The sequence below is a fragment of the Pseudomonas fluorescens genome, assembly GCF_001623525.1.
GTDB classification, from domain to species: Bacteria; Pseudomonadota; Gammaproteobacteria; order Pseudomonadales; family Pseudomonadaceae; genus Aquipseudomonas; species Aquipseudomonas fluorescens_Q.
The window spans coordinates 4,964,596-4,977,519 of record NZ_CP015225.1; the positions used below are offsets into that span (position 1 = coordinate 4,964,596).

Genomic DNA, 12,924 nt, shown 5'->3' on the forward strand with positions numbered 1-12,924 from the left:
CAACGCTGTTTCAAGGCTTCCACTTGTTGTGTTCCTGGCGCCACTGGCTCAATTCGATAACTTCAGCCCTGGGCCTGGTCTGGGCCGGTTCGATGGGCGCTGGCGGTGTTTCTTCAAAGGGCATCGGGTAGGGCGCCAGCTCTATGTGTGCGCTGTGGGCACCAAATTGGGTGATGCTGCCCGAATGGCGGCTTTCGCCGGTGACGGTGAACTCGAAGGTGTAGACGCGAGCCAGGCGTCGCCGACCATTGGCGTCCTTCATGAAGCCGATTTTTTTTAGCGCCACGTTGCCGTCCAGCAGTTCGATCTTGAGGTTGGTGCAATGCTGCATGACCCTCGCCAACGCCCGTTCGCGCAAGCCATGGTTGTGCCACAGCCAGGCGCCGCCGGTAGCCAGCAGCATCAGCACGAAGATGTTTCCAAGGGTCAGCATGAACGAAGTGCTCCAACAAGTTGCTGTCAGCTTAACTGCCTCGCCGGTCTGTCGTACAGGCTGCGTTTAGTCGCATACTGCGCGGCTTGAATTTCAATCGTTTTACGGAAACTTCCCGCATGAAACGTACGCCTCATCTGCTTGCCATTCAGTCCCACGTGGTGTTCGGTCACGCTGGCAATAGCGCCGCGGTGTTTCCGATGCAGCGGGTCGGCGTGAACGTCTGGCCGCTCAATACCGTGCAGTTTTCCAATCACACCCAGTACGGCCAATGGACCGGTGAGGTGCTGGCGCCGGAGCAGATACCGGCATTGGTAGAAGGCATTGCCGCTATCGGTGAGCTGGGGCATTGCGATGCGGTGTTGTCCGGTTACCTGGGCAGCGCGGCTCAGGGGCGGGCGATTCTGACGGGTGTGGCGCGGATCAAGGCCGCCAATCCGAAGGCGCTGTACCTGTGTGACCCGGTTATGGGGCATCCAGAGAAGGGCTGTATCGTGGCGCCCGAGGTGAGTGAATTTCTCCTGGAAGAAGCCGCTGCCGTGGCGGACCTCATGTGCCCGAACCAACTGGAGCTGGACAGTTTTTCGGGACGCAAGGCGCAGTCTTTGCTCGACTGCCTGGCCATGGCCCGGGCGTTGCTGGCCCGTGGACCGAAGGCGGTGCTGGTCAAGCACCTGGCCTACCCTGGCAAGCCGGATGACAGCTTCGAAATGCTGTTGGTGACCGCCGATGGCAATTGGCACCTGCGCCGTCCGCTGCTGGCTTTCCCGCGCCAGCCGGTGGGTGTGGGTGACCTGACCTCGGGGTTGTTCCTGGCGCGGATACTATTGGGGGACAGCCTGGTGGCGGCACTCGAATTCACCGCGGCGGCGGTGCATGAAGTGCTGCTGGAAACCCAGGCCTGCACCAGCTATGAGCTGGAACTGGTCCGTGCCCAGGACCGGATCGCCCATCCACGGGTGCGGTTCGAGGCTGTGCCAATCAGTCTCTGATCAATGCAGCCCCTTGTGGGAGCGAGCTTGCTCGCGATGAGGGCATCACATTCAACATAGAGGTTGGCTGTGACATCGCCATCGCGAGTAAGCTCCCACATGTCGGTTAAGGCCCGTCTGCCTTGATGTCCTGATAACGCTTTTCCAGCTCCTGGCGAATCTGCCGGCGTTGCTGGGCTTGTTCGTAGCGGCGTTTTTCTTCGCTGTTTTGAGGCTGCAAGGGCGGCACGGCTGCGGGTTTACGCAGGTCATCCACCGCAACCATGGTGAAGAAGCAACTGTTGGTGTGGCGCACCGAGCGTTCGCGAATATTTTCGGTCACGACTTTGATGCCCACTTCCATCGACGTGTTGCCGGTGTAGTTCACCGATGCCAGGAAGGTCACCAGTTCGCCGACATGAATCGGCTCACGAAAGATGACCTGGTCAACCGACAGGGTCACCACGTAGCGTCCAGCGTAGCGGCTGGCGCAGGCGTAGGCGACTTCGTCGAGGTATTTGAGCAAGGTGCCGCCATGGACATTGCCAGAGAAGTTGGCCATATCGGGGGTCATCAACACCGTCATCGACAGCTGGGCGTTTCCGGGTTCCATAACGTACTCACGGTTCAAGGCAGCAATTCGGGAGTGCACCTCTGCGGGTGCTGGTGGGTGGCCTGCAACAGGTCACCATGTTTTAAAAACCACCGATATCGGGACGCTGCGCCTGTGGTTGCCGTCACGCGCCGATGGATCTGTTTCCATATATTGCACCGTCTTTTTGTCGGAAGTCGCGGTGTTACCCTTCAAAAGCCCGTTGCGAGGGCAATTCCTACAGAGGAAACGGATTTCTCCAGCTCTGCAGTGCGTCATTTGAACAGGGAGCCCCGACATGCATGCCATCAGTTTCATTCAAGACTTGGCGATCATCATGATGGCTGCGGGGCTGGTGACCGTACTCTTTCATCGTTTCAAGCAACCGGTGGTACTGGGCTACATCGTGGCCGGCTTCATCATCGGCCCGCATACGCCGCCGTTCGGTTTTATCCACGACGAAGACACGATCAAGACCCTGGCCGAGCTCGGGGTGATCTTCCTGATGTTTTGCCTGGGCCTGGAGTTCAGTCTGCGCAAACTGTTCAAGGTCGGGGCCACCGCCTTCATCGCGGCGTTCCTCGAAATCGTGCTGATGATCTGGATCGGTTATGAAATCGGCCGCTGGTTCGAGTGGAGCACCATGGACTCGCTGTTCCTCGGCGCGATCCTGGCCATTTCCTCCACCACCATCATCGTCAAGGCCCTCAACGACCTGAAAATGAAGAACGAGCGCTTCGCGCAGCTGATTTTCGGGGTGTTGATCGTCGAGGACATTCTGGGCATTGGCATCATCGCCTTGCTGTCGAGCATTGCCGTCAGCGGCACCGTGAGTTCCGGCGAGGTGTTTTCCACCGTGGGCAAGTTGTCGTTGTTCATGATCGTCGCGTTGGTCATCGGCATTCTGCTGGTGCCAAGGGTGCTGGCCTACGTGGCGAAGTTCGACAGCAACGAAATGTTGCTGATTACCGTGCTGGGCCTGTGTTTCGGCTTCTGCCTGCTGGTGGTGAAGCTGGAATACAGCATGGTGCTCGGGGCGTTCCTGATCGGTGCGATCATGGCTGAGTCCCGGCAACTGCTGAAAATCGAGCGGCTGGTGGAACCGGTGCGCGATCTGTTCAGCGCGATCTTCTTCGTCGCCATCGGGCTGATGCTCGACCCGGCGATATTGCTGCAATACGCCTGGCCGATTGCGGTGATCACGGGTGCAGTGGTGCTCGGCAAGATGTTGTCCTGCGGCCTCGGGGCCTTTATCGCCGGCAACGACGGACGCACCTCGCTGCGCGTTGGGATGGGCCTTTCGCAGATCGGCGAATTCTCCTTCATCATCGCGTCGTTGGGGATGACCCTGCAGGTCACCAGCGATTTCCTCTATCCGGTTGCGGTCGCCGTCTCGGTGTTGACCACACTGCTGACGCCGTACCTGATCCGGGCCGCCGACCCGCTGTCCGTCAAGTTGGCGACGATCATGCCGCTACGGTTGACGCGGGTGCTGGGGATGTATGGCGAATGGTTGCGCAGCATCCAGCCCCACGGTGAAGGAGCGATGATGGCGTCGATGATCAGGCGGATTTTGCTGCAGGTTGGAGTCAATCTGGCGCTGGTCATCGCGATTTTTGTCTCGAGCGGTTATTTCGCCGAGCGAATATCGGCTTACCTGCAAGCGTGGATCAGCGACCCGAGCTGGCACAAGGCATTGATCTGGGGCGGGGCATTGCTGGTGTCGCTACCGTTCCTGATCGCCGCCTATCGCAAGCTCAAGGCGCTATCGATGCTGCTGGCGGAGATGGGCGTGAAGACGGAGATGGCTGGCCGCCACACCCAGCGCGTGCGTCGGGTGATCGCCGAAGTGATCCCGATTCTCTCGTTGCTGGTGATTTTCCTGCTGTTGGCAGCCTTGTCGGCCAGCATTTTGCCGACCAACAAGTTGCTCGTACTGATCGCCGTGGTGGCGACTGCCGTGGCGGCACTGCTCTGGCGCTGGTTCATCCGCCTGCATACGCGGATGCAGGTGGCCTTGCTTGAAACCCTGGACAACCATAAGGAGTCGTCCGGGCATTGACCGGCCATGGGGCTCAGCTTTCCAGCCAGACGTCCCGCGCCCAGTGCCAGACCGATTCCCAGGTTTCTTCGGCGATCAGCTCTTCGTCGGCCTGCCACAGCACCACAGTGCCGTCTTCTTCGACGCAATAGTAATCGTCGCCGTCCTGGCATATCGGGATCAGGCTGCGGTCGACACCGGCATCCCAGGCATTGGCGGCCACATCCGGCAGGTAGGTGTGGGATTGTGGATCGGTGACGGTCACCGGCTCCAGGCTGCCATAGACGACATCGCTGACGGTCAGCAAAAACTCCCTGAAGACGAATGGAATATCGATGAACAGCTGCTCTTCGATCTCTACCAGCAAGTCTTCGTCGGGCAACTCCAGCGGGACCGGTACGGGCTCGTTGGCTTCACGCAATTGTTCGATGATTTCTTCCACGTCCGGGGATCCTCTTTCTCGATGGCGCGGTTTTATATGGAGCGGTTTATACAGTAGCTCGCTATAGATGCAACCGCGAAATAGAAAACCCCGGCCTGAGCCGGGGTTCTTTTATTTCAACATGCAAAACGGGCAAAGGTTCAACCGTTCTGGCGGATACCGGCCACCAGCCAAGGCTGGTCATCGCCCTGGGCACGTTCCATGTTCCAGCTTTCGCTGAACGCTTCGCCCTTGTCGAAGCGAGAATCCTTCGACACACCGCTGAAGGTCAGGGTGGCGATGGTCTTGTCGGCGCGATCGTCGACGCCGTCCAGCTGCACGTGCAGATTGTCGATGTAGGTGGACTGGAAGCCATCACCCAGCTCGGCCCGCTCGCGCTTGAGGAACTCCAGTAGTTGCGGAGTCACGAACTCGGAGATCTTGTCCATTTCGTTCGCGTCCCAATGCTGCTGCAGGGCCATGAAGTGGTTGCGCGCGGCTTCGATGAAGCGTTGCTCGTTGAACCAGGCCGGCGCATTGATGACCGGACGAGCGGCCGCAGGCGCTGCCGAACCGCCGAAGATCGAACCACTGGCAGCAGGCTGCTGGTTGAACACCTCACGCTGCATCGGCGCATGGCCGGCTGGAGCGAATTGCTCCTGCTGCTTGCGACGACGAGCGGCAATGAAGCGGAAGACCAGGAAGGCGATGACCGCCATGATCAGGATGTCGAAGATCTGCATGCCCTGGAAGCCGTCGCCCATGAACATGGAGGCGAGCAGGCCACCGGCGGCGATGCCGGCCAGGGGGCCGAGCCAGCGCGAAGCACCGCTTGCCTTGGTGGCAGCGCCCGCGGCACCGGCAGCACCTGCGGTGGCAGCGCTAGAGCCGGCGGCAGAGGACGGCGCCATCTGGCTGGTCTGGTGAGTCGGGGCTGCCCCCGAGCTTTTACCACCGCCAAAGCGCTTGGCGGCATTGGCGTCGATGGCCATCGTCAGGCCAATGCACAGCGCCATGGCGATGCTAAGAAAACGTTTCATATAAAGGCATTCCCATTTGTGGATAGCACGCGGGCCATGTTGCACAGGTGAAGTGTTGCTGGCTAGCGGCAGAGTGTTTCGGGCTTTTGCGTGACAGGTTAGGTTCAGCTTCAACCGCGCAAGAGGGCTTGTTCGATTTGGGCTGTAGGAAAAGTAAATAAGTTCGGTCGGAAACTAATGTGGGATGGGAGAAATACTTGTGGGAGCAAGGCTTGCCCGCGATAGCGATCGGTCTGACGCACCTGTGTTGAATGTGCCACCGCCTCGTGGGCAAGCCTTGCTCCCACAGCAAGGTGCTTCTTACGAAATCTTTAGATCGCTTCCAGCTTGGCATACCCCAGCATCAGCCACTTGCTGCCTTCGCTGAAGTTCACCTGCACCCGCGCCTGGGCGCCGGCACCCTCGAAGTTGAGGATCACGCCGTCGCCGAATACCGAATGCCGTACGGTCTGGCCGAGGCTGAAGCCGGTTTCCGGGATGTCGCTGCCGCCGAACAGGCTGCTGGTGCTTTGCTGCTGGCCGCCACCGAACGGACGGCTGACACTGTTGGACAGCCGCACTTCCTGGATCAGGCCCTTCGGTACTTCACGTACGAAGCGCGACACCTTGTTGTAGGTCTCGCTGCCATACAAACGTCGGGTTTCGGCGTAGGTCAGTACCAGATTCTGCATGGCGCGGGTGATACCGACGTAGGCCAGGCGCCGTTCCTCTTCCAGGCGTCCCGGTTCTTCCAGGCTCATCTTGTGGGGGAACAGGCCTTCTTCCATACCCACGAGGAACACGTAGGGGAATTCCAGGCCTTTGGCGCTGTGCAGGGTCATCAGCTGGATGCTGTCTTCATGTTCGTCGGCCTGGGTGTCGCCGGCTTCCAGGGAGGCGTGACCCAGGAAGGCCGACAGCGGTGTCAGGTCTTTGTCTTCTTCGGTACTTTCGAAGTTGCGCGCGGCGCTGACCAGTTCTTCAAGGTTTTCCACCCGGGCCTGGCCTTTCTCGCCTTTTTCCGCTTCGTGGTAGGCGATCAGGCCGGACTGCTCGATGACGGTCTGGGTCATCAAGTGCAGCGGCATTTCCCCGCACTTGGCGGCCAGGTCCTCGATCAGGTCCATGAAGGCCTTCAGGGCGCCAGCGGCGCGACCGGTCATGCCTTTGTTGACGACCAGTTGGTGCATGGCTTCCCACATGGACACATGGCTGTGGCGCGCGTGATCGCGAATCGCTTCAACGGTTTTTTCACCGATGCCCCGTGTTGGCACGTTGATCACCCGTTCCAGGGCCGCGTCGTTGCCGCGTCCTTCGATCAGGCGCAGGTAGGCCATGGCGTTCTTGATTTCAGCACGCTCGAAGAAGCGCTGGCCGCCGTAGATACGGTACGGGATCCGTTCGCGCAACAAGGCTTCTTCCAATACCCGCGACTGGGCGTTGGAACGGTACAGGATGGCGATGTCGCTGCGGGCGAGGCCGGTTTTCAGCGCGCTTTCGATGGTTTCCACCACGTAGCGGGCTTCATCGTGTTCGTTGAAGGCGGCGTAGAGATTGATCGCTTCGCCTTCGCCGCCATCGGTCCACAATTCCTTGCCCAGACGCCCGGTATTGTTGGCGATCAGGGCGTTGGCGGCCTTGAGGATGCCGGCGGTGGAGCGGTAATTCTGTTCCAGACGGATGACTTCGGCGTCCGGGAAGTCCGCCGAGTACTGGTGAATGTTTTCGATCTTGGCGCCGCGCCAGCCGTAGATCGACTGGTCATCGTCACCCACCACCATCAGGCTGTCGCCGCCCTTGGCGAGCAGGCGCAACCAGGCGTATTGCACGGCGTTGGTGTCTTGGAATTCGTCCACCAGTACATGCCGGAAGCGCTTCTGATAGTGAGCCAGCAGACCTGGGTGATCGCGCCACAGGTCCAGCGCCCGTAGCAGCAGCTCGGAAAAATCGATCACCCCGGCACGCTGGCACGCCGCCTCGTAGGCCTCATAGATGCTGCGCATGGTCGCCAGGAACAAGTCGCCGCTGGCCTGGATGTGCTGCGGGCGCAGGCCTTCGTCTTTCTGGCCGTTGATGAACCACTGGGCCTGACGGGCCGGCCAGCGCTGCTCGTCCAGGCCCAGTTCGCGGATTACCCGCTTGACCAGGCGTTGCTGGTCGTCGCTGTCCAGGATCTGGAAGGTCTGGCTCAGCCCGGCCTCCTGCCAATGCGCCCGCAACAAGCGGTGTGCCAGGCCGTGAAAGGTGCCGACCCACATGCCGGCAGGGTTGATGCCCATCAGTTGTTCGATGCGATGGCGCATCTCGGCCGCGGCCTTGTTGGTGAACGTCACCGACAGGATCGAATGGGGCGAGGCGTTCTCGACCTGGATCAACCAGGCGATACGGTGCACCAGCACTCGGGTTTTACCGGAGCCGGCACCGGCCAGGACCAACTGACGACCCACGGAGGCAGCTACGGCCTGACGTTGGGCATCGTTGAGGGAGTTCAGCAGAAGGGAGAGATCATCGCGCATCGGGGCATTCTAGGGGGCGGCGTCATCCCGGGCAAACCGAGCTTTGCATCAGCCGATAAAAGACCGCTTGATGATGACCGGTGGGTCATGGGCTACAGGCGTTGGCGGGACTCGCTCGAAAGGGGCGCCACCCAATGAAACAGCGACTTTTTTCCGTTTTTTTATGAGCTGGGGCAGTGTGGGATGCCCCGTGGCTTGTGTATGCTCGGTGCTTGTTTCGGGTTCTCCACGCTCCACTGAATAAGAACAAAAACAGTGCCAATAACCCTCAATTCCGATCCGGCGGGTCCCTGTGTGGAGCCGCGGGTCATCTGCAAGCAGTACGCCATGGAGATGGCGGTCGAGCGCACACGTCTGTTGTATCAAGGCTCGCTGCTGCCTACGCTGTTCATGCTGCTCAATGGTCTGGTCTGCGCCGCGCTGTTATGGGAGCCGCGGCGCTATTTCCTGGTCAGCGTCTGGCTCGTCTGGTTGTTGTCGCTGGTGGCCTTACGGGTGATCCAGGTGGCGGCTTTCGATTCGGCGATGCCGAGCCGCCAGGCACACCCGATCTGGTTGCGTATGTTTTTGCTGGGCTCGGCGATGACCGGCCTGACGCTGGCTGGGGCCGGTATCGCGCTGGTCCCGGCTGACAGTTTCCAGCAGCAGGCCTGGGTGTTCGGCCTGATTGGCGCGGCCGCCCTGTCGGCCAGCGTGGCTTACGCGGTGAGCCTTCCCGCATTCCTGTCCTTTACCTTGCCCTGCCTGTTACCGGCCATCGGCTACCTCTTCTGGGGCGGCGACGAGCAGCAACGCGGGTGGGGCTGGCTTGGGCTGATCGTGCTGGTCTCGCTGAGCGTGGTCGCCTGGCAAGTCAACCGCTTGATCCAAAGCGGCCTGTTGCGGCGCTTCCAGAACCAGGCGCTGATCGAGCATCTGCAGCAAGCACAAACCCGCAGCGCCCAGCTCAACGACGCGCTGGCCCGGGAGGTGGAGCAACGTCGTTCTGCGGAGGAAAAACTGCGAGCGGCCCAGGTTGGCCTGGAGGCGCGGGTCGCGCAGCGCAGTCTTGAACTGGAGGTCGCCAGCCAGGCCCTGAGCAAGAGTGAGGCGCGTCTGGCCCTGGCGCTCAAGGCCAGTGAGTTGGGGTTGTGGGATTGGAACCTGCAGACTGACGAAGTCCATCACACTCAGCTCAAGGAACTCTTCGGCCTGGAGCCCGAATACATCACGGCGATGCTCACTCACCTCACTCCGCGCCTGCACCCTCAAGACCTGCCGGCGCTCAAGCGGGCCTTGGTCGAACACCTCAAGGGCCGAAGCGAGGATTACCAGATCGAATACCGCGTGCGTCACGGCGATGGCCACTGGGTCTGGATCGAAGACCGCGGTCGGGCTGTGGAGCGCAGCGTCAGCGGACGGGTGCTGCGTATGGTCGGTACCCGGCGAGACATCAGCACCAGCAAGGAACTCGAGCAGCAACGGCAACTGGCGGCCACAGTGTTCGAAGCCGCCAGCGAAGGTATCGTGATTTTCGACCCCCACTACGTACTACTCGCTGCCAATCAGGCGTTCACGCGGGTCACCGGTTTCAATATCGATGACATGCTCGGGCGCAACGTGGTGGACCTGCCGTGCAGCCGCGATGCGCGCCGGCACTACCCCGTCATTCGCCAAGCGCTCAAGCAGCACGGCACCTGGCAGGGCGAGTTGGTGGAGGCGCGGGCCAACGGCGAGCTGTATCCGCAATGGCTGCAACTGAACGTCGTGCGCAATGCGCGGGGAAATGTCAGCCATATCGTGGGCTTCTTCGCCGATCTTTCGGCGCGACGCGAATCCGAAGAGCGGATGCGCTACCTGACCCATTACGACGAATTGACCGGGCTGGCCAATCGCTCGCTGTTTCGTGAGCGCCTGCACGAAGCTCATCAGCGTGTGCGCCAGGGCGGACGGCGCAGCCTGGCGTTGCTGCATATCAACCTGGACCGTTTCAAGTTGCTCAACGACAGCCTCGGCCATGACATCGCCGACCAGTTGCTGCAGAAAATGGCACGACGCCTGATCAATGCGCTGCCCGAGGCGGATACCATCGCGCGGCTATCGGGCGATGAGTTTGCGGTGTTGTTCGATGCCTATGGCAACCTTTCGAGCCTGGCGCGGGTGGCGACTCGGCTGGCCGCCAAGCTGCGTGTGCCACTGACCATAGAGGGCCATGAACTGGTGCTCAGTGCCTCGATCGGCATCAGCCTGTTGCCCGACAACACGCGAGAAGTTGCCATGCTGGTCAGCCAGGCGAACATGGCCATGCAACATGCCAAGCATTTGGGCGGCAACAATTTCCAGTTCTACACCGACAGCCTCCAGGCCAGCACGCTGGAGCGCCTGCAACTGGAGAATCAGCTGCGCAAGGCCTTGGAAGAGCAGCAACTGAAGGTTTTTTATCAGCCAAAACTGTGCCTGGCGACCGGACGCCTGAACGCCGCCGAGGCGTTGGTGCGTTGGGATCATCCGGCCATGGGTCGGGTACCGCCGGGGGATTTCATTGGCCTGGCCGAAGAGACCGGGTTGATCGGGCCGATCGGCGAATTCGTATTGCGCCAGGCTTGTTGGCAGGCATGCGAATGGCAGCGCCAGGGGCTCGCGCCGATCAGGGTGTCCGTCAATCTGTCGGTGCATCAATTGCGCCAGGGCAAGCTGGTCAGCCTGGTGCGACAGGTACTGGAGGAAACCGGACTGGCGCCTCAATACCTGGAGTTGGAACTGACCGAGAGCCAGTTGCTCGACAGCGTTGAACACATCATCGCTACGTTCCAGCAATTGCGTGACCTTGGGGTCAAGCTGGCGATCGACGATTTCGGCACTGGCTACTCATCCCTGAGTTATCTCAAGCGCATCCCGGTGGATTACGTGAAGATCGACCAGGCGTTCATTCGCGGGCTGGGTGAGGGCAGCGTGGATGCGGCAATTACCCGGGCAATCATTGCCATGGCACATGGCTTGTCGCTCAAGGTCGTGGCCGAAGGCGTTGAGCGGCAGGAGCAGCTCGAATTCCTCAGGAGTGAACGTTGCGATGAGGTTCAAGGGTATCTGGTCAGCCGGCCGGTGGAGGCTGAAGGGTTGGCTGGGTTGTTGCGGGCGCAACACCTGGTTGAATGAACCTGAACCACGACGATATCTTTCCGTCAGACAATGAAGTCGTCTGACGGAAAGTTATCGGTTCTACGCTTAGTTAGTTACTAGCACTTCATCGATGTGGTGCAGTAACTGGCCGTCGAAAAAGATACTGACGCCAGTGACGTTGGAATTGCCCAGCTCTTTATATTCAACGAACTTGTCTGTCAGTGCCGGCAGTGAAACTCCGTCGGAATGTTCAAGTTTCAATTCCAGTCGCAGGTCAAAGGACTTGTCCTGTAGGTCGCTGCGTACCAGCGTCGGGGTAACGCCGCTATTGGCTACAGTGACCGTGCCAAAGGTGCGGAAAGACGCCGAACCTGGCATGCGGTCGATTTGTGCGGTCCAATCTTTAGTCGTGATTTTCATAATAGTAACTCCTGTAGTTAAGTTGATTGCGTCCTGCGGGAGCCAATATATCTACTTTGCCTGAATAGTGTCTGCTCAACTTGTAAGGAGAAATGAGTTATCGATCGCTTACTTGGTTCCCTCTTAAGATTTACTGTCTGTAGTTGCAGGGATATATTGTTGGAGGGGGCAAGTTATTGGGTGGTTGGCTAATGACCGATAGACGATTTCCCCTGCGTTGCAAGCTCAGGACGGACCTGGAAACCAGTGGATCGGCAGCGTTGAAGGTTTGCTATGCGGCACAAGCTGCTACATCGAGGGATCCTCGGCCAAAACCAAGGGGCAGCGAGGCAATCCAGTTACGTTTTGGACGGGCAAAAAGCCAATTCTTGTAGTATAACTACAAGCTTGCTACATCCCGGCACCTGCCCATAACAAGAGTCCAGCCCCTTGAACCTGTTGCAACACATCGCCCAGTCACGCCACTTGCTGCGCAAGTCGGAGCTGAAAGTCGCCGATCACGTATTGCTTGATCCGGCGGCCGTGATGCATAGCTCCATGGCCGATCTTGCCCACAGCGTCGGCATCAGCGAACCGACCATCGTGCGTTTCTGCCGAGCCATCGGTTGCTCGGGTTTCCAGGACCTGAAACTCAAGCTGGCGCAAAGCCTCGCCGCCGGTGCGAGCTTCGGTCAGTTTGCGATCCACGAAGACGATTCAGTGGCGGACTACAGCCTGAAAATCTTCGACACGACCCTGCATACGCTGATGGAGGTTCGCGAGAAGCTCGACCCGGTGGCGTTGCAAAAAGCCGTCACGGCCATGTCCCAGGCCCAGCGTGTCGAGTTTTATGGCTTCGGCGCGTCGGGCGCGGTAGCAGCCGATGCCCAGCACAAGTTCTTCCGGTTGCTGCTGACGGCTGCAGCCTATTCCGACCCGCACATGCAGGCCATGTCAGCGGTGACCTTGAAACCCACCGATGTGGCGATCTGCATTTCCCAGTCGGGACGTTCCAAGGACTTGCTGATCACCGCCAACCTGGTGCGCGAAAGCGGCGCCTCACTGATCACCTTGTGCCCGAGCCAGACGCCATTGGCGGAACTGTCCACGGTGAACCTGGCCATCGACGTGCATGAAGACACCGAGATCTACACGCCGCTGACCTCGCGCATCGCCCACCTGGTGGTGATTGACGTATTGGCGATGGGCGTCGCCATGGCTCGTGGTCCAAGCCTGGTCAACCACCTCAAGAGTGTGAAGCGCAGCCTTCGCAGCTTGCGGCTGTCGCCCAAGTCGGTGAAGGCGTTGGATGACTAAATCCCAAGTCAGTAGGGCAAGCGCTCTTGTGGCGAGGGGATTTATCCCCGTTGGACTGCGCAGCAGTCCCAAGCTGTCCTCAGGGGTATCTATTTGAAGTGGGGGCTTCTCGGGAG

General features: G+C 59.9%; 10 protein-coding genes. 4 read left to right on the forward strand and 6 right to left on the reverse strand.

The window, feature by feature from the left end:
* Window positions 1-10: 10 nt before the first annotated feature.
* Window positions 11-433: a DUF3301 domain-containing protein gene (locus TK06_RS21390; protein WP_063323712.1), complete on the reverse strand. Its 423-nt coding sequence runs from the start codon at window positions 431-433 to the stop codon at window positions 11-13.
* A gap of 119 nt (window positions 434-552) precedes the next feature.
* On the opposite strand from TK06_RS21390, the gene pdxY reads away from it, so the two are divergent.
* Window positions 553-1,425: a pyridoxal kinase PdxY gene (gene pdxY, locus TK06_RS21395; RefSeq protein ID WP_063323713.1), complete on the forward strand. Its 873-nt coding sequence runs from the start codon at window positions 553-555 to the stop codon at window positions 1,423-1,425.
* Window positions 1,426-1,531: 106 nt separating this feature from the next.
* Here the strand turns inward: pdxY and TK06_RS21400 are convergent, their stop codons facing one another.
* The gene (locus TK06_RS21400) at window positions 1,532-2,017 is read right to left on the reverse strand and encodes an acyl-CoA thioesterase (protein ID WP_003206993.1); all 486 of its coding nucleotides are present in this window, start codon (window positions 2,015-2,017) and stop codon (window positions 1,532-1,534) included.
* A 277-nt stretch (window positions 2,018-2,294) separates the two neighbouring features.
* Between TK06_RS21400 and TK06_RS21405 the strand changes: the two genes are divergently transcribed.
* Entirely contained in the window at window positions 2,295-4,058 is a 1,764-nt protein-coding gene (locus TK06_RS21405) for a cation:proton antiporter (protein ID WP_063323714.1), read from the forward strand.
* A gap of 13 nt (window positions 4,059-4,071) precedes the next feature.
* On the opposite strand, the gene TK06_RS21410 is transcribed toward TK06_RS21405, so the two are convergent.
* The 3 genes from TK06_RS21410 to uvrD all read right to left on the reverse strand — a co-directional run bounded on the left by TK06_RS21410 (window position 4,072) and on the right by uvrD (window position 7,993).
* Entirely contained in the window at window positions 4,072-4,479 is a 408-nt protein-coding gene (locus TK06_RS21410) for an SMI1/KNR4 family protein (RefSeq protein ID WP_030139083.1), read from the reverse strand.
* 140 nt (window positions 4,480-4,619) lie between these two features.
* Window positions 4,620-5,498 carry a Tim44 domain-containing protein gene (locus TK06_RS21415; protein ID WP_063323715.1) on the reverse strand — a complete coding sequence of 293 codons (879 nt, stop codon included), beginning with the start codon at window positions 5,496-5,498 and terminating at the stop codon, window positions 4,620-4,622.
* A gap of 311 nt (window positions 5,499-5,809) precedes the next feature.
* Window positions 5,810-7,993, reverse strand: a complete 2,184-nt coding sequence (uvrD, locus tag TK06_RS21420; protein WP_063323716.1) for a DNA helicase II — start codon at window positions 7,991-7,993, stop codon at window positions 5,810-5,812.
* Window positions 7,994-8,254: 261 nt separating this feature from the next.
* On the opposite strand from uvrD, the gene TK06_RS21425 reads away from it, so the two are divergent.
* Entirely contained in the window at window positions 8,255-11,128 is a 2,874-nt protein-coding gene (locus TK06_RS21425) for an EAL domain-containing protein (protein ID WP_063325196.1), read from the forward strand.
* A 69-nt stretch (window positions 11,129-11,197) separates the two neighbouring features.
* Here TK06_RS21425 and TK06_RS21430 read toward each other — a convergent pair whose 3' ends face one another.
* Window positions 11,198-11,512, reverse strand: a complete 315-nt coding sequence (locus TK06_RS21430; protein WP_063323717.1) for a hypothetical protein — start codon at window positions 11,510-11,512, stop codon at window positions 11,198-11,200.
* A gap of 429 nt (window positions 11,513-11,941) precedes the next feature.
* Here TK06_RS21430 and hexR point away from each other — a divergent pair, with 429 nt between their 5' ends.
* Window positions 11,942-12,808 (forward strand): transcriptional regulator HexR, encoded by an 867-nt coding sequence (hexR, locus tag TK06_RS21435; protein ID WP_003187110.1) that lies wholly within the window; start codon window positions 11,942-11,944, stop codon window positions 12,806-12,808.
* The last annotated feature ends 116 nt before the right edge of the window (window positions 12,809-12,924 follow it).